General features: G+C 70.6%; 15 protein-coding genes. 4 read left to right on the top strand and 11 right to left on the bottom strand.

Annotated features, from left to right (window positions below; all coding sequences use genetic code 11):
- Positions 1 to 3: 3 nt before the first annotated feature.
- The 4 genes from AB0N73_RS04350 to AB0N73_RS04335 all read right to left on the bottom strand — a co-directional run bounded on the left by AB0N73_RS04350 (position 4) and on the right by AB0N73_RS04335 (position 5,314).
- Positions 4 to 1,266 (bottom strand): extracellular solute-binding protein, encoded by a 1,263-nt coding sequence (locus AB0N73_RS04350; protein ID WP_363560739.1) that lies wholly within the window; start codon positions 1,264 to 1,266, stop codon positions 4 to 6.
- Positions 1,267 to 1,365: 99 nt separating this feature from the next.
- Positions 1,366 to 2,007: a TetR/AcrR family transcriptional regulator gene (locus AB0N73_RS04345; protein ID WP_363560737.1), complete on the bottom strand. Its 642-nt coding sequence runs from the start codon at positions 2,005 to 2,007 to the stop codon at positions 1,366 to 1,368.
- Positions 2,008 to 2,020: 13 nt separating this feature from the next.
- Positions 2,021 to 3,598 carry a glucoamylase family protein gene (locus tag AB0N73_RS04340; RefSeq protein WP_363560735.1) on the bottom strand — a complete coding sequence of 526 codons (1,578 nt, stop codon included), beginning with the start codon at positions 3,596 to 3,598 and terminating at the stop codon, positions 2,021 to 2,023.
- Positions 3,599 to 3,850: 252 nt separating this feature from the next.
- Positions 3,851 to 5,314 carry a helix-turn-helix domain-containing protein gene (locus AB0N73_RS04335; protein WP_363560733.1) on the bottom strand — a complete coding sequence of 488 codons (1,464 nt, stop codon included), beginning with the start codon at positions 5,312 to 5,314 and terminating at the stop codon, positions 3,851 to 3,853.
- 145 nt (positions 5,315 to 5,459) lie between these two features.
- On the opposite strand from AB0N73_RS04335, the gene aceA reads away from it, so the two are divergent.
- Together aceA and aceB are read left to right on the top strand one after the other, a co-directional pair.
- Positions 5,460 to 6,776 carry an isocitrate lyase gene (gene aceA, locus AB0N73_RS04330; protein WP_363560731.1) on the top strand — a complete coding sequence of 439 codons (1,317 nt, stop codon included), beginning with the start codon at positions 5,460 to 5,462 and terminating at the stop codon, positions 6,774 to 6,776.
- Positions 6,777 to 6,861: 85 nt separating this feature from the next.
- Complete coding sequence (gene aceB / locus AB0N73_RS04325; protein WP_363560729.1) at positions 6,862 to 8,568, top strand: malate synthase A; 1,707 nt, start codon at positions 6,862 to 6,864, stop codon at positions 8,566 to 8,568.
- A 139-nt stretch (positions 8,569 to 8,707) separates the two neighbouring features.
- Here the strand turns inward: aceB and cofE are convergent, their stop codons facing one another.
- Positions 8,708 to 9,487 carry a coenzyme F420-0:L-glutamate ligase gene (gene cofE, locus AB0N73_RS04320; protein WP_363560727.1) on the bottom strand — a complete coding sequence of 260 codons (780 nt, stop codon included), beginning with the start codon at positions 9,485 to 9,487 and terminating at the stop codon, positions 8,708 to 8,710.
- 107 nt (positions 9,488 to 9,594) lie between these two features.
- On the opposite strand from cofE, the gene AB0N73_RS04315 reads away from it, so the two are divergent.
- The gene (locus AB0N73_RS04315) at positions 9,595 to 10,794 is read left to right on the top strand and encodes a pyridoxal phosphate-dependent aminotransferase (RefSeq protein ID WP_363560725.1); all 1,200 of its coding nucleotides are present in this window, start codon (positions 9,595 to 9,597) and stop codon (positions 10,792 to 10,794) included.
- 216 nt (positions 10,795 to 11,010) lie between these two features.
- On the opposite strand, the gene AB0N73_RS04310 is transcribed toward AB0N73_RS04315, so the two are convergent.
- The 6 genes from AB0N73_RS04310 to AB0N73_RS04285 form a co-directional block, all read right to left on the bottom strand.
- Complete coding sequence (locus tag AB0N73_RS04310; protein WP_363560723.1) at positions 11,011 to 11,424, bottom strand: SIP domain-containing protein; 414 nt, start codon at positions 11,422 to 11,424, stop codon at positions 11,011 to 11,013.
- Positions 11,425 to 11,499: 75 nt separating this feature from the next.
- Positions 11,500 to 12,636, bottom strand: a complete 1,137-nt coding sequence (locus AB0N73_RS04305) for a UDP-N-acetylmuramate dehydrogenase (protein ID WP_363560721.1) — start codon at positions 12,634 to 12,636, stop codon at positions 11,500 to 11,502.
- Positions 12,636 to 13,040, bottom strand: a complete 405-nt coding sequence (locus AB0N73_RS04300; RefSeq protein ID WP_363560719.1) for a MaoC/PaaZ C-terminal domain-containing protein — start codon at positions 13,038 to 13,040, stop codon at positions 12,636 to 12,638. The genes AB0N73_RS04305 and AB0N73_RS04300 overlap by 1 nt, the downstream gene beginning before the upstream one ends.
- Positions 13,037 to 13,483, bottom strand: coding sequence for a MaoC family dehydratase N-terminal domain-containing protein (locus AB0N73_RS04295; protein WP_363560717.1), 447 nt, complete (start codon positions 13,481 to 13,483; stop codon positions 13,037 to 13,039). Before AB0N73_RS04295 ends, AB0N73_RS04300 begins: the two co-directional genes overlap by 4 nt.
- 49 nt (positions 13,484 to 13,532) lie before the next feature.
- A complete protein-coding gene (locus AB0N73_RS04290) occupies positions 13,533 to 14,324 on the bottom strand; it encodes a sulfite exporter TauE/SafE family protein (protein WP_363560906.1) in 792 nt (263 codons plus the stop codon).
- Between the two features lie 75 nt (positions 14,325 to 14,399).
- Positions 14,400 to 15,413, bottom strand: a complete 1,014-nt coding sequence (locus AB0N73_RS04285) for an SDR family NAD(P)-dependent oxidoreductase (RefSeq protein ID WP_363560715.1) — start codon at positions 15,411 to 15,413, stop codon at positions 14,400 to 14,402.
- A 114-nt stretch (positions 15,414 to 15,527) separates the two neighbouring features.
- On the opposite strand from AB0N73_RS04285, the gene AB0N73_RS04280 reads away from it, so the two are divergent.
- Positions 15,528 to 16,220 (top strand): TetR/AcrR family transcriptional regulator C-terminal domain-containing protein, encoded by a 693-nt coding sequence (locus AB0N73_RS04280; RefSeq protein WP_363560713.1) that lies wholly within the window; start codon positions 15,528 to 15,530, stop codon positions 16,218 to 16,220.
- Positions 16,221 to 16,297: the final 77 nt, after the last annotated feature.

The raw sequence follows: 16,297 nt of genomic DNA, 5'->3' as shown, positions 1-16,297 counted from the left end.
GGATCAGTCCAGCCCCACCGCGTCGGCCTTGCTCTGGAGTTCCTTCATCGCATCGGCGGGGCTCAGGGTCCCCAGACGCACCTTCTCGAGCACGGCATCGCCGGCCGCGGCGACCTTCACCCAGGTCGTCGTCGCCGGGACCGATTTCGCGGTCTCGAGCTGCGTGCCGAAGGCGTCGAGGGTCGGCTGGGAGGCGAGCGCGTCGTCCTCCCAGGCCGCCTGGACCGCGGGGAGGTCACCGGTCAGGTCGTACCAGCGCGCCTGCGTCTCCGGCTCGCTCAGCCACTTCGCCAGCTTCCATGCGGAGTTCGCATTCTCGGATCCGTCGAACACGACGAGGTTCGAACCGCCGCTGAACGAGGTGGAGGACTCCTGCGTCGGCAGCACCGCCGTCGTGAACTTGTCGGCGAAGTCCGCGCCCCCGAGCTTCTCGAGCGCACCGATCATGAACGGGCCGTCGATGAGCATCGGGGTGCGACCGGCGACGAAGTCCGCCTCCTGTGCACCCGAGGAGCGATCGGCGGACGGGTTGGCGAGGCCGTTCGAGAAGAAGCTCTCGTAGTACTCGTACGCTTCGACCATCTCCGGGGTGTCGAGCGTCCAGCTTGAGCCGTCCTCGAGCGAGGCGCCGTTGGACCACGGCATCCACAGGGTGCCCTGGAAGGAGTCGTTGCCGGCGGGCAGGCGGATGCCGTACTCCGCTCCGGCCTCGGTCTTCATGTCGGCGGCCATCTCGCTGAGTTCGTCCCACGTGGCGGGCGGGTTCGTCCAGCCGGCCTGCTGCGCCAGATCGGTGCGGTAGTACAGCACTCGCGTGTCGACGTACCAGGGCACGCCCGCCGCACGGTCGCCCACCGTGTTGGATTCGACGGCACCGTCGAAGGCACCGGAGGTGTCGAGGTCGGTGGGCACGGTCTGGAAGGCATCGGCGAAGTCCGCCATCCAGGTCGACCCCATCATGGCGATGTCGGGGGTGTTGCCGCTCGCGATCGCGGTCTGGAACTTGCTGTACGCGGAGTCCCACGGGATCGCGGTGACGTCGACCTCGACCCCGGGGTTGGCCTCTTCGAACGTCGAGACGAACTCGGGGAGCGCCTCGCCTTCTGCGCCCATCGCCCACATCGTGATCTTGCCGGTCGCCGGTTCGCTTCCGATCGTCGTCGCTTCCTGGGCCGCCGTTCCCGCGTCATCCGCGCGTCCGCACCCCGCCAGGCTGAGGGCGGCGACGGCGAGCAGCGCGACGGCTCCGAGCCGAACATGTTTCATGGTTCCTCCTTGAACACGACACTCCGATTGGCGTCGCCGTCACTGTACTTAAGCGCTTAAGCCAGCGCAACCCCGTCGCGGAACTGTGGATGTCGGCCGTCAGAGCGGTCGCAGATATCCGCGGACGAACTCGTCGAAGAGGGCGACCATGTCCACCCCTTCATCGAGCAGGAACTGCTGCTGCAGCCCGTCCATCACCGCGCTGATGAGCCTGCCGGCGTAGGCCGGGTCGACGTCGGTGCGAATCTCGCCCGCCGCCTGTCCCGCCGCGATGATGCGCTCGGCGGATGCGGCCGAGTCGCGGTAGCGGTCCACGAACTCGGCGTGAGCGGGGTGAGCGGGATCGATCGCATCCGCGGCCACGGTCGTGTAGAGCGCGGACAGGCCGCGAGGCGCGCGCTGGTTGTAGGCGACCACATCCGCGCTCTGCTCGATGAGCGTGTGCTCGGCCGGGTCTCCGACGGCCGCGCGAATACGTTCGTCGCGTTGCCGGAGGACCTCCACGAAGAGCTCCTCCTTGCTCGAGAAGTGGTGCAGCACGCCCGCCGGGGTCAATCCCACGCCGCGGGCGATGGCGCGCAGCGACCCCGCGTCGAAGCCGCTGCGAGCGAACACGACGAGCGCCTCCTCGACGATCTGCTGACGACGGGCCTGCCCCTTCGCGTAGGTGCCGCGCTTGCCGCGGGGCGGGGAGGAGGGGACGGCCGCCTCCTCCCCGATCGCCTCACCGGGTGTGCTCACCGCATCCCTTTCGTCATCGACCGCCCGACTCGCCCCAGCTCGAGCTGAAGACCTGCGCCTGCATCGCGGGGCGGAGCGTGCGCTCCATGTCGCGATCCACGACGTAGTCCTTGAGGCTATCGCCGGTCAGCTCGTTGCCGATGGCCGCCATGATCATCGACTGGTCCAGGGAGAGGTAGCGCTCGGCGACGGTCCCGCTGTGGACGGCGACCGCGTCGTAGAACCCACCGGGACCGTAGGCCCCGAGCTCGTCCTCGATACCCCGGAGGTTCTCGAGCACGCCCTCACGGTCGTACGGCAGCGCGAGGAAGCTCGCGTGCGGGGTGACCACCCCGTCGCCGAACTGCGGGTCGGGGTTCGTACCCACCGAGCATCCGGGCCGGTCGATATCGACATCCGTCTTCTCCCGATCCGAGGTGTAGCCGTCCGAGCGCATCCCCGCGAGATCGACGCCGTACTCCGCGTAGCCGCCGAACGGATCGCTGGCGGGCGAGAAGCCCCAGTAGCCGTAGCCGGCGTCCTCGCCGTGGCGCTGCTGGACAGCGACGGTGATCGGATGGTTCAACGCCCAGGAGCGCTCGCCCCATGTCGTCTCGGGGATCAGCAGGTCGGGCATGAGCGCTTCGAACATGCTGCCGCCCCAGCTGGGGACGAAGCTCATGCCGTCGAAGGAGTAGACGCCTTCCCAGACGTCGAAGCCGTCGTAGGAGCGCGTCGTGCCCGTGGGCAGCTGCTCCTGCCATGCCCAGTCGCATCCGGGCGGCATCGTACGGTGCGTGCCCGAGAGAGCCGTCGGCGGGATCTGCCCGTTCGCGATGCCCAGGTAGGTCGCGATGCGACTCTCGCTCACCGTCGTGTCGTAGTGGTGGCAGGTGTAGAACACGGTCTCACCCGAGGCGTTGTACATGGGTGCAGCGACGCTGCACCCGCTCGGTTCGGCATCCCAGAACCCGCCGCGGTTGGTGCCGGCGGGCAGGCCCGCGGCACCCGCCGGATCGAAGAACGATCCGAAGTCCATCGATCGGTACAGTTCGTCGGCCTGGCGGGCGAGCGACGGCTCGGCCTCGCGCACGACGCGCAGGGATGCGGCCAGCCAGCCGTTGTCGACGCTCGACAGGAACGGCTCGACCGGGTCTCCCGAATCGGGCCAGCTGGTCAGCTTGGCACCGGTCGACGGGTCGTACCAGTTGTAGTACATGCCGCTCGCCTCGTTGCGCTCGAGCTCGCCGAGGGTGTCGAGGGTCGCTTCGATGCGCTCGCGCGCCTCGCGCCGGTCGATCAACCCGATATCGCGGGCGGTGACCGTCGACCACAGGTAGCCGCCGATGTTCGTCGGCGAGGTGTAAGCACCGGGGGTCTCCAGGTCGCCGTCGATGTTGTCGGCGGGCAGCCCGGATTCCTCGTCGGTCATCGCCACGAGGGAGGCCCACGTGTCTGCGGCGTACCGCTCGAGCGTGCGGGTGTCGTCGTGGCCGTGACCGTGCCCGCCGCGGCCGGTGGCGGTCGCATCCGCCATCGCCGGCATGGCGGCCGTGATCACCAGCGCGGCCGCGGATGCGGTGGCCCACACGTATCGGGTCGTCTTTCTCATCGTCGCTCTCCTCATCGAAAGCGGCTCCGGGGGGGGAACCGTACGCCCCAAACCCTTACATGTGATCGGTTTTCAGGCAAGCCCCTGCGACCGTCCCCGCCACCTCGCCCCTTCACGCACGCCGAGTGAGCATCCGTTCCGCCAATGCGCATCCGATCGGATGCTCGCTCGCCGAACGGGTGCTCACTCGGCGGGATGGGTGGATCGGGACGCGGGCCCGCGGCACGACGCCGCGGCACGCAGGGGGCGGGGTCAGGCGGGGGCGTGGGCTTCGAGGAACTCGTAGAGCTCGGTCGTGTCGACGCCGGGGAACGATCCGGTGGGGAGGGTCGCCAGCAGCGTGCGGGGGGTGCGGACGTTGGGCCACGCGCTCTCGCGCCATGACCCCTCGAGTTCGGCCGGCGCGCGCCGGCAGCACACCTCGACGGAGTGGCGCGAGACGCCGCGGTTGGTCGTGTCGCGCCCGATGAACCACTTCGTGTCGTCGAAGCGCACCCCCACGCTCACCGAGTGCGAGCCTTCGCTCGAGCCCTCGACGCGCGCCGTGCACCAGTACGTGCCGTTACCCGTGTCGGTGTACTGGTAGTACGGGTTGAACCGGTCGGCCACGTCGAAGACCACGCGACTCGTCCAGCGCCGGCAGCACAGCTGCCCCTCGATCGACCCCAGCCGGTCGGTCGGGAAGTTCACGTCGTCGTTCTCGTACGCCTTCGTGATGGTGCCGGACTCGTGCACCTTCAGGAAGTGCACGGGAATGCCGAGGTGCGTCGTCGACAGGTTCGTGAACCGATGCGCGGCCGTCTCGTACGACACCGAGTACACGTCCCGCAGGTCCTCGATCGAGATGGCCCGATCGGCCTTCGCCGCGACCAGCATCGGCACCACGTGGGCTTCGGGCACCAGCATCGCCCCGGTCAAGTAGTTGGTCTCGACCCGCTGGCGCAGGAACTCGGCGTAGCTCGTCGGCTCGCGGTGCCCCAGGATGCGGCTCGACAACGCCTGCAGCACTCCCGTGCGCGCATCGCTCTTCTGCGTCAGCGTGCTCGAGAGGTACAGCCTCCCGTTCTTGAGGTCGGCCACACTGCGGGTGGTCTGCGGCAGATCGGCGACGTAGTGCAGGGTGAAACCCAGGTGGGCGGCGATATCGCTGGCCGTGCGCTGTGTGAGCGGGCCGCCCGGGTGATCGACCGCGGCGAGGATGCGGGTCGCCTCGGTCTCGAGGTCGGCGAAGTAGTTGTTCTGCTCGCGCATCAGGTCGCGCAGCTCCACGTTGGCCCGGCGCGCCTCCTCCGGCGTCGCCGAGCGTTCGTCGCGCAGCCTGTCGATCTCGCCGTGGAGGGCCAGGAGCGCGTTCAGCGCCTCGTCCGGCACCGTCTTCGCGATGCGGAACGGTTCGATGCCGAGCGCCCGGAACGTCTGCCCGCGCATCGCCCGCTGCAGCGAGATCTCGAGGGATGCCCGCGCATCCAGCGGCTCCGCCTCCAGCAGCGCGTCGACGGACGACCCCAGCGCGCGGGCGATCGCGCGCAGCAGCGTCAGCCGCGGCTCGCGCTTGCCGTTCTCGATCATCGACAGCTGACTGGGCGCGCGGTCGACCGCGACCGAGAGCTCCTCCAGCGTCATCCCTCGCTGCGTACGGAGCTGGCGGATGCGGCGCCCGATGGTCAGCGCATCGGCCTCGGCGTCATCCCCGACGGAATCTTCATCGATCGTCATGGTCGGGATTGTGTCACCAGAACAGAAGAACGGCAAGAATTCTCCGCCCGGATGCGGGTGCGAGAGCCGGAATTTCATCGACAGTGGATCCACGACCACCCGGCGGGACCATGAGCGTCCCGCCGCTCGATCACAGGAGACCGACATGACGATGCATGCCACCCCCGGCCGGGCGCCGCTTCGCGCCGGCGATCAGACGCAGACCGCGGCCGAGCTGCAGGAGAGCTGGGACACCGACCCCCGGTGGGACGGCGTCGAGCGCACCTTCACCGCCGAGGACGTCATCGCGCTGCGCGGATCGGTGCGCGAGGAGAACACGCTCGCCCGCCGCGGAGCCGAGAACCTCTGGAACCTGCTGCACACCGAGGAGTACATCCGGGCGCTCGGCGCGTACACGGGCGGGCAGGCCGTCCAGCAGGTGCGCGCGGGTCTGAAGACCATCTACCTCTCGGGCTGGCAGGTCGCGGCGGACGGCAACCTGGCCGGTCAGACCTACCCCGACCAGAGCCTGTACCCCGCCAACTCGGTGCCCGCCGTCGTCCGACGCATCAACAACGCGCTGCTGCGCCAGGATCAGATCGAGCGGGCCGAGGGACGACTCACCCAGGACTGGCTGGCGCCCATCGTCGCCGATGCGGAGGCCGGCTTCGGCGGACCCCTCAACGCCTACGAGCTCGCGCTGTCGCTGATCCAGTCGGGTGCCGCCGGCATCCACTGGGAGGACCAGCTCGCGAGCGAGAAGAAGTGCGGCCACCTGGGCGGCAAGGTGCTCGTGCCCACGCAACAGCACATCCGCACGCTCAACGCGGCGCGACTGGCGGCGGATGTGGCGGGCGTGCCGACCGTGATCATCGCCCGCACCGATGCCCTCGCCGCCGACCTGCTGACCAGCGACGTCGACCCGCGCGACCGGGAGTTCACCACCGGCGAGCGCACGACCGAGGGCTTCTACCGCGTCGAGCCGGGTCTGGATGCGGTCATCGCCCGAGGGCTCGCCTTCGCGCCCTACGCGGACCTGCTGTGGGTCGAGACCGGCGAACCCGACATCGCACTCGCGCGGGCCTTCGCCGACGCGATCCACGCCGAGTTCCCCGGCAAGATGCTGGCCTACAACTGCTCGCCCAGCTTCAACTGGAAGCGCCACCTCGACGACACCCAGATCGCCTCGTTCCAGGCGGAGCTGGCCGAGCTCGGGTACGCGTTCCAGTTCATCACCCTCGCCGGGTTCCACGCGCTCAACTACTCCATGTTCGACCTCGCCTCCGGCTACGCCGAGCGCGCCATGAGCGCGTACGTCGAGCTGCAGGAGGCCGAGTTCGCCGCCGAGGACCGCGGCTACACCGCGACACGGCACCAGCGGGAGGCCGGCACCGGCTACTTCGACCGCGTCTCGACCGCGCTCAACCCCGACAGCGCGACCCTGGCCCTGGCCGGCTCCACCGAGACCGCCCAGTTCCACTGATCCCGGATGCGGGGGCCGCCCACTCCGCGCGGCCCCCGCATCCCCCACCGCACGCTCTCCGCACATCGCACAGAAAGACAGGGCTATGACTCCCACCGCCACGGGCATCGCGCCCGAGTCCACCCGCACGACCACCGGCCCGATCGACACGGCGCAGACCCGTCCGGCGACCGGCCCCATCCCCACCGGCCACGCCGGCCCGTGCCTCGAGGTCGAGGGCCCGCTTCGCGACCGCTACGACGAGATCCTCACTCCCGGCGCGCTGGCCTTCCTCACCGACCTGCACCACCGCTTCAGCGGGCGCCGGCACGACCGGCTCGCCGACCGCATGCGCCGTCGGTACGAGATCGGCAACGGGCACGACCCCTCGTTCCGCGCCGACACCGCCGCCATCCGCCACGACCTGCACTGGCGGGTCGCCGGCGCGGGCCCGGGCCTGGAGGACCGTCGGGTCGAGATCACCGGGCCGACCGATCCCAAAATGACCATCAATGCCCTCAACTCGGGCGCCAAGGTCTGGCTCGCCGACCAGGAGGATGCCACGAGCCCCACCTGGAAGAACGTGATCGAGGGGCAGCTGTCGCTGTTCGATGCGATCCGCGGGCAGCTGTCGTTCACGAGCGAGGCCGGCAAGACCTACGAGGTCACCGCCGACGAGACGCCCACCATCGTCATGCGTCCGCGCGGTTGGCACCTGGTCGAGAAGCACCTGCGGTTCACCGACCGCTCCGGGCGCCGCTTCGCCGCATCCGGGTCGCTCGTGGACTTCGGGCTGTACGCGTTCCACAACGCGGCCGAACTCATCGCGACCGGACGCGGGCCCTACTTCTACCTGGCCAAGCTCGAGTCGAGCGAGGAGGCGAAGCTCTGGGACGACGTGTTCACGTTCACCGAGCGGACGCTCGGCATCCCCCACGGCACCATCCGCGCGACCGTGCTGATCGAGACCCTGCCGGCCGCGTTCGAGATGGAGGAGATCCTCTACGAGCTGCGCGATCACTGCGCGGGACTCAACGCGGGCCGCTGGGATTACATCTTCTCGATCATCAAGAACTACCGCGGACGCGGGGCCCGGTTCGTGCTCCCCGACCGCAGCGAGGTGACTATGACGGTGCCGTTCATGCGGGCCTACACCGAACTGCTCGTGCAGACCTGTCACAAGCGGGGCGCGTATGCGATCGGCGGCATGAGCGCCTTCATCCCCAATCGCCGCGACCCGGAGGTCACCGAGCGGGCGTTCGAGAAGGTGTCCGCCGACAAGAAGCGCGAGGCCGGTGACGGCTTCGACGGCACCTGGGTGGCGCACCCCGATCTGATCCCCGTCGCGCGCGCCGAGTTCGACGCCGTGCTGGGGACGAAGCCCCACCAGCTCGACCGGCTGCGCGAGGAGGTGGATGTGGCGCCGGCGGACCTGCTGGACGTGCACATCGGGCTGCCGGTGACGGCGGCGGGGGTGCACGGCAACGTGTCGGTCGCGATCCGCTACGTCGAGGCGTGGCTGCGGGGGCTCGGCGCGGTGGCCATCGACAACCTCATGGAGGATGCGGCGACCGCCGAGATCAGCCGCTCGCAGGTCTGGCAGTGGATCCACCAGGACCGTTCCACCGAGGACGGCACCCCGATCACCCGCGCCTACATCGAGGGGCTGATCACCCGGGTGCTGGGCGAGGTCGAGCGGTCCGATGGGGACCGGTACGACGACGCGGCCGAGGTGTTCCGAGAGGTCGCGCTGGGCGACGACTTCCCGACCTTCCTCACCCTCGTCGCCTACTCCCGCTACCTCGAGCCCTGACCCGGTCCCGCGAGCTGGACCCGCGAGCTGGGCCCGCGAGCTGGGCCCGCGAGACAGCGCTTTCGCGCCGAAACAGTGGATCAAACCCACGGTCTCGGCGCGAAAGTGCTGTCTCGCGGTTCGGGTGGCGGGCGCGGGGTCAGGGGGTGGGGCGGGTGGCGGCGGCGAAGCCGGCGGCGTAACCCTCGGCGTGGGCCTCGTCGGTGCCGAGGCGGAACATGTCGGTGGGGCCCATGCGGGTGAGGGTGCGGGCGCCGGCCACATCCACCTCGTCGGTCACGAGCCGCCCCATCCCCCGCACGACGGCGACCGGCCGGCCGGTGGCCTTGCCCTTGACCAAGTCGGTGGCGGCCGCCAGTTCGTCGGCCACCACGGGAACCGTCACCAGCAGCGGGCGCCCCTGCGCGTCGGTGTCACCGCGCAGGTCGTCGACGACCTGCACCCCCGCCGCACCGATCGCGATGTCGGTCTGACCGACGCGCCAGGTGCGCCCCAGCGTGTCGCTCACGATGAGGCCCAGCCGCACCCCGAAGCGCTCCCGAAGGCGTGCGCACAGAGCCCGCGCCGACGCATCGGGATCGATCGGCAGGAGCAGCACGATGCCCTCGGGCACGTTCGACGCGTCGACGCCCGCGGCGGCACCCACGATCCCCAGCCGGTTCTCGACGATGCGCGTCGTCCCCCGGGTGGCGACGACGCGCACGGTCTCGGCGGTGATCGCGTCCTCGCGGTCGGATGCGGCGACCTGCCGCCCCTCCGCCTTCGACAGGATCTTGCTCGTGACGACCAGGATGTCGCCGTCACGCACACCGTCGACGTCTGCGGCGAGGGCGTCACCGATCAGCACGGCCAGATCATCGCCCGCGGCGACCTCCGGGATGCCGTCGATCGCCCAGACCTCGAAGCGGTGCGCACTCATCCGTTCATCGTTCCACAGCCCGCGCCCTCGCAGCGCGGCCCGGTTCCCCGCCGTCACACAGCCCGCACCCCTGTCTGGGCACGGCCCCGGCCCACTACTGTCGAAGGGTGACCGAACGCGCTCCCGTCTCTCGCAAGCTGTCCGCCATCGCCGAATCCGCGACCCTCAAAGTGGATGCCAAGGCCAAGGCCCTGCAGGCCGCCGGGCGACCGGTCATCTCTTACGCGGCCGGCGAGCCCGACTTCCCGACCCCGCAGTTCATCGTGGACGCGGCCGCCGAGGCCCTGCACAATCCCGCGAACTTCCGCTACACGCCCGCGGTCGGTCTGCCGGTCCTGCGCGAGGCCATCGCGGCCAAGACGCTGCGCGACTCCGGCCTCGAGGTCGACCCGTCGCAGGTCATCGTCACCAACGGCGGCAAGCAGGCCGTGTTCCAGGCGTTCCAGGCCGTCGTGAACCCCGGCGACGAGGTGCTGCTGCCCGCGCCGTACTGGACGACGTACCCCGAGGCGATCCGCCTGGCAGACGGCGAGCCGGTCGAGGTGTTCGCGGGCGCGGACCAGGACTACAAGGTCACCGTCGAGCAGCTCGAGGCGGCGCGCACCGAGCGGACGACGGTGCTCGTGTTCGTGTCGCCGTCAAACCCGACCGGCAGCGTGTACACGCCGGAAGAGACCCGCGCGATCGGCGAGTGGGCGCTCGCCCACGGCATCTGGGTGATCACCGACGAGATCTACCAGAACCTCGTCTACGAGGGCGTCCGCGCCGTGTCGATCGTCGAGGCCGTCCCCGAGCTGGCCGGTCAGACGATCCTCGTGAACGGCGTCGCGAAGACGTACGCCATGACCGGATGGCGCGTGGGCTGGATGATCGGCCCGAAGGACGCCATCAAGGTGGCCGCGAACCTCCAGTCGCACCTGTCGAGCAACGTCAACAACATCGCCCAGCGCGCAGCCCTCGCCGCGATCACGGGCCCGCAGGACGAGGCGGAGGCGATGCGCGTCGCGTTCGACCGGCGTCGCCGCCTGATCGTCGCCGAGCTGGCCAAGATCGACGGTGTCACGGTGCCGAACCCGCTGGGGGCGTTCTACGTCTACCCCGACGTGCGCGGGCTCCTCGGCCGCGAGTGGGCGGGCGTCACCCCGACCACGACGCTGGAGCTGGCAGACCTCATCCTGGAGAAGGCCGAAGTGGCCGTCGTTCCGGGCGAGGCCTTCGGCCGCTCAGGCTACCTGCGCCTGTCGTACGCCCTGGGCGACGATGCGCTGCTCGAGGGCGTCCAGCGTCTGCAGCGCCTCTTCGCCTGACGCATCACCCATCCTGCCGAGCGCACATCCCGTGGTCGAGCGCACATCCCGGACGATAGGCGCTCGGCGACGGGATGTGCGCTCGGCGGGCACCCGGGGCCGGGCGCGCACCCGGGGCAAGGGGCGGGCACGCACCCGGGGCCGGGCGGGCACGCGCACGCACCCGGGGCCGGGCGGGCACCGGGGCGGCGAGAGAAGGGCCGGCGGCGCGACGCCTCAGGCGGGGCGCAGCTGCGCCTGCGCCATGCGCACGATGTGGGGCGACGTGCGCGGACCGAGCCACACCGTGCAGGGCACCGTGTCGGCACCGTCGGCGCACGCCCATTCGGCGCACCATGCGTACACGCCCACCGCGAGGCGCTCTCCCCGGCCGCGGATCCCGCACGGCGAGGGATCGCACGGCTGCCGGTCGCGCACGAGCCACGTCACGCTGACGTGCCCCGGCACACGCAGTCGGTAGCGCTGCACGGTCGAGAACGCCTCGATGAGGATGGTCGCCGCGACATCCGGATGCAGCCGCTCGGCGATCTCGAGCATCGCCGGCACGTCCTGTGCGTCGCCGGCGAGCAGCACGGCACCCGTCAGGTGCTCCCACGCGGGTTCCGGCCGGGAGGCGTTGTCGGGATCCATGCCCGCCAGCTTAGGTAACCCTTACCTGGCTCGCAAGACATGCGACGCGGGATGTCGCCGGCCGCGCGGGACGCGTCAGATCTCGACGTCGACGAGCACCGGCTCGGGCTGCAGCAGCAGTCCGTACTCCTGCTGCACCCGCTGCTGGATGAACCGCGCGAGCTCGGCGAGCTCGGCAGCCGTCGCTCCGCCGCGGTTGGTGAGCGCGAGAGCGTGCTTCGACGAGATCGCGGCACGCGAGCGGCCGATGCGGAAGCCCTTGCCGATCCCGGCGTGCTCGATGAGCCAGGCCGCGCTCACCTTGACGTCGATCGACCTCGTCACGGGCGCGGGGATGTAGCCGTCGAACTCGTCGAGCGGGATCACGCGGACGGGCTCGATGATCGGCTCGAGCGGCCAGCGCGGGCACTCGCGGGGCAGCGTCTGCGCGAACTGCTCCGAGACGATCGCGTTCTGGAAGAACGACCCCGCGGAGCTCGTATCGGCATCGTCCGGGTCGAGCACCATGCCCTTGCGCCGCCGGGTCGCGAGGACCGTCTCGCGCACGCCCGCGAGCGATACGGTCGCGTCGGGGGCGAGGCCCAGCGCCTGGCGCAGCTGCTCGCCGCGCACCGGCGCCTCGCCGTGCCCCACCTGCTGCAGCTCGAGCGTCACCGACAGGATGACGGCACGACGCTCGGCGACCGAGCCGTAGTGGTGCTTGAGCACCGACGTCCGGAAGCCGAGCGAGAGCTCCGTTGCCGGAACGATCGAGATCTCGCCGGTCGCCTCGTCGATCAGCTCGACCTCGACGAGGGTCTGCGAGATGTCCTGGCCGTACGCGCCGACGTTCTGCACGGGCGCCGCGCCGACCGTGCCGGGGATGCCCGACATGGCCTCGATGCCGGCGAGCCCCGCCGCGACCGTGTCGGCCACGAGGGCGTCCCAGTCGTGTCCGGCCTGCACCCGGAGAAGCGCCGTGCCGGGTCGCGCGCCGGGAAGGCGCTCGATGCCCGAGGTCAGCACACGCACGACGGTGCCGTCGAAGGGCTCATCGCCCACGAAGAGGTTGGACCCGCCTCCGAGCACGAACCAGTCCTCGCCCGAGCGCCAGATCTCGCGGAGCTGTTCGACGAGCTCGTCACGCGTGCGCGCTTCGGTCATGCGTGCGGGCGCGGCCCCCGTGCGCAGCGTCGTCAGCTGCGCCAACGGCAGCGGGTCGACCGAGGTCATCACGCCACCCGAACGCGCACCTGGGCCTTGCCCAGCACCGTGGTGTCGGCGGAGGTGACCGTCAGATCGATGCGCACCGCGTCGTCGGCGATGGCGCCCACCTTCGCGACGACCTGCACGTCGGCGCCGTTCTCGGCGTCGACGACCACGGGGCGGGTGAACCGCACCCCGTACTCGAGGATGCGACCGGCGTCGCCGAGCCACGGGACGATCGTCTCGACGGCGAGCCCCATCGTGAGCATGCCGTGGGCGAGCACGCCCGGCAGCCCGACGCGGGTGGCGACGTCGTCGCGGTAGTGGATGGGGTTGAAGTCCCCCGAAGCGCCGGCGTACCGCACGAGCGACTCGCGCGTGAGGTGCACCTCGCGCTCGGCGACGACCTGACCGACCTCGAGCGCGCTCACTCTTCTCCCCCGATCAGCAGCACGGACGTGGCGGTGACGACGTGGTCGCCCGCGGCATCCGTGATGTCGGCCTCGCTGGTGACCATCGCGCCTTTGCCGATGGCGCGGACGCCGGTGACGCGCAGGCGCCCGACGAGCTCGTCGCCGGCAACGATCGGGCGCGTGTAACGGAAGCGCTGCTCGGCGTGGATCGTGCGCTCGAGCGCGATGCCGGAATCGGGCTCGGACAGCAGCTGCTGGAGCGTGAGGTCCTGCACCACCATCGCGAAGGTCGGCGGCGCGACCACATCGGGGTAGCCCAGCGCCTGCGCGGCGGCAGGGTCGGTGTGCTGCGGATCGGTGGCGAAGACGGCGCGCGCGAACTCGCGCACCTTCTCTCGTCCGACGAGGTACGGGGGCGTCGGCGCGAAGGCGTGATCGACAAGCTCGGGGTTCACGGGCACCCCGCCATCCTACCGAGCGGCCGCATCCGGCCCGGCCCGACCGCCGTTACTAAACGGCGCGGGGCTTGCGCCCGCGGATGGCCTTGATCGCCATCTGCGTGCCGATGAAGACGAGGAACGCGGCGAACAGGATGTTGCCGACGAAGGGATCGAGCAGCGTCGCGAGCCAGGCGCCGACCGCTGTGGTCGTGCAGGCGGCGACGCCGACGAGGGCCGCCGCGAGCAGGTCGACGTTCTTCCGCCGCAGGTTGCCGACGGTGCCCGAGACGGCGGTGGGGATCATGAACAGCAGCGACGTGCCCTTGGCCTGCAGGTCGTTCGCGCCGAAGAGCAGCATGAGGATCGGCACGACGATCACGCCGCCGCCGACGCCGATGAGCCCCGCCATGATGCCGGTGAACACGCCCACCACCACGAGGGCGACGCTCGACCAGAAGGTCAGCTCGATCTCGGAGCTGCGGGAGGGGACGACGATGAACAGGCTCACGATCACCACGACGATGAACGCGACGAATCCCCACCGCAGGGCGGTCTGCGAGATCCGCGGCAGCAGCCAGGTGCCGATCTGCGCACCGACCACCGCGCCCACGGCGAGGATGATGGCCGGGATCCATGCGACCGAGCCGTGCAGGGCGTAGGAGATCACACCGACCGTCGCGGTCGGCACGATGGCGGCGAGCGATGTGCCGGCCGCGAGCCGCTGGTCGAACTTCAGGAACATGACCAGCAGCGGCACGATCACCGTGCCGCCTCCCACGCCGAACAGTCCCGAGAGCAGGCCCGCCAGCAGGCCCGTCGCGATGCAGGTGATGATGAAGGCGGGCGTGCGCGGGGGGAACACGCGTGCGGGGGCGTCGGTCACCGTGAGAGCCTAGCGCTGCATCGCCGGTCGACTCGCCCGCCCCCGCCGCGCGGACTACTGCACCGACCAGCCGCCGTCCGATGCGAGGATCGCGCCGTTGATGTTCACGGCGTCATCCGACAGCAGGAACGTGATGGATGCGGCGAGCTGTTCCGCCGTGGCGACCGTCGGGATCTGGGCCTGGAACGGCGTCAGGCGCGCGCGTCCGGCCTCGGAGACGTTCGGGGGGAACGGGATGCCGGTGGCCACCCCGCCCGGAGCGACCGCGTTGATCCGCAGACCCGCGGGGCCGTACATGAACGCCGCCGACTTCGTCATGCCGATCACACCGTGCTTGGACGCGGTGTAGGCGTTGCCCGAGGCGTTGCCGCGCAGACCCGCTTCGGACGCGACGTTGACGATCGCGCCACGCCCGGCGGCGACCATCAGGGGGATGACGGCGCGCGAGAGCTTGAACGAGCCGGTGAGGTTCACCGCGATCACCCGGTCCCACATCTCGTCGCTCGTCTCGTGGAGGGGCGAGAAGTCGTCGTTGATACCGGCGACGTTGGCGAGGGCGTCGACCGTCCCGCCGGCGGCGGCGACGATCTCGTCGACCGAGGCCTGGTCGGTGATGTCACCGCGCACCGTGACGATCGCCGCATCCGGCAGCGACGCCGCGAGCTCGGCCAGGCGCTGCTCCGACACGTCGACGGCGACGACACGACCGCCCTCGCGCGCGATGCGGGATGCGGTGGCACGACCGATGCCGGACGCCGCCCCGGTGACGATGATCGTTCGGCCGGCGAAGCGGCCGGGGGTCGTCTTCTCGACCCACGCCCCCGACTCGCTCTCCTCGGGGGCCACTCCCCCGTTGGCGGCGAGCACGAGGTCGTCGATCACGGACTGCGGCATCTGCCCCTGGCTGAGCGCCACCAGCTGCTGCAGCGGCAGGCCCTTGATGGGAGCGAGCGACTCCTCGGTCGCTCCGGACTGCGCGAGCAGCGCCCGCACCAGCTCACCGCCGACGGGGTGGTCGAGCCACTGCCCGATGGTGCTGTTCGCGGTCAACGCGGCGTTCTCCGACATCTCGGATTCCTTTCTTCACGGCGGGCTCCTCGGCTCTGAGCGAGTCCGTGCATTTAAATCCCGCGCGGGAAATACTACGCTCGTCCTGGCACGCACTCAAGGAAAGCGGGAACGATGACGGCACCAGCAGCCCGGCGAGGACGCGGCGAGCGCGCCGGGCTCGACCGCGCCGCCATCATCGACGCCGCGCGCGAGATCGACCCGGCCGCGCTGACCATGCAGAGCGTCGCCGACCGGTTGGGCGTCGATCGCAAAGCCCTGCACCACCACGTGAGCGGGCGCGATGCGCTCCTCGAGCTGCTCGCCGAGGACGTCTTCCTCGCGCACATGTCGCGCACCCCCATCCCCGCCGATGCCGACTGGCGGGATGCCTGCCGCCGCTTCGCGGAGGGGATGCGCGCGGCGCTCCTCGCGTCGGGGGCTCTCGCGGAGCATTTCCGCACCTCGTCGCAGGTCACGATCGCGGCCGTCCGCCCCGCCGAGATCGTGATCGAGCGCCTGCTGTCCGCCGGCTTCGACGACGAGACCGCCGGACGCATCATCCTGCTCCTCACCACGATCGCCACGGGGTTCGCGCGCGAGCAGTTCGCTGCGGCCGGCGCCGGCGGCCACCCGCAGGTCACGCACTTCCGCGAGATGCTCTCCGAGGCGCGGGTCGACGAGCTGGGCGTGCTCCGCCGGCTCGACAGCAGCGGATTCGACGCCTACGGGGAGGCGCAGTTCGCCTTCGACGTGGATGCGGTCGTCACCGCGATGTCCGCGCGTCTCCCCGCAGCGCCTTCCGCCGCCCCATCCCTCGCCGACTGAGCACCCATTCCGCGAATCCGCATCCGATCGGATGCTCGCTCGCCGAAGGGATGCTCACTCGGCGGGATGGGGCGGCA

The sequence above is a fragment of the Microbacterium sp. NPDC089189 genome (genome assembly GCF_040685095.1).
Taxonomy (GTDB): domain Bacteria; phylum Actinomycetota; class Actinomycetes; order Actinomycetales; family Microbacteriaceae; genus Microbacterium.
This window is presented reverse-complemented; position numbering and strand designations above follow the sequence as displayed.

Coding starts and splice junctions, on each gene's coding strand:
- AB0N73_RS04340 (WP_363560735.1), bottom strand. CDS start 3,598: ATGAGAAAGACGACCCGATACGTGTGGGCCACCGCATCCGCGGCCGCG.
- AB0N73_RS04335 (WP_363560733.1), bottom strand. CDS start 5,314: ATGACGATCGATGAAGATTCCGTCGGGGATGACGCCGAGGCCGATGCG.
- AB0N73_RS04350 (WP_363560739.1), bottom strand. CDS start 1,266: ATGAAACATGTTCGGCTCGGAGCCGTCGCGCTGCTCGCCGTCGCCGCC.
- AB0N73_RS04305 (WP_363560721.1), bottom strand. CDS start 12,636: ATGACCTCGGTCGACCCGCTGCCGTTGGCGCAGCTGACGACGCTGCGC.
- cofE (WP_363560727.1), bottom strand. CDS start 9,487: ATGAGTGCGCACCGCTTCGAGGTCTGGGCGATCGACGGCATCCCGGAG.
- aceA (WP_363560731.1), top strand. CDS start 5,460: ATGACGATGCATGCCACCCCCGGCCGGGCGCCGCTTCGCGCCGGCGAT.
- aceB (WP_363560729.1), top strand. CDS start 6,862: ATGACTCCCACCGCCACGGGCATCGCGCCCGAGTCCACCCGCACGACC.
- AB0N73_RS04280 (WP_363560713.1), top strand. CDS start 15,528: ATGACGGCACCAGCAGCCCGGCGAGGACGCGGCGAGCGCGCCGGGCTC.
- AB0N73_RS04285 (WP_363560715.1), bottom strand. CDS start 15,413: ATGTCGGAGAACGCCGCGTTGACCGCGAACAGCACCATCGGGCAGTGG.
- AB0N73_RS04310 (WP_363560723.1), bottom strand. CDS start 11,424: ATGGATCCCGACAACGCCTCCCGGCCGGAACCCGCGTGGGAGCACCTG.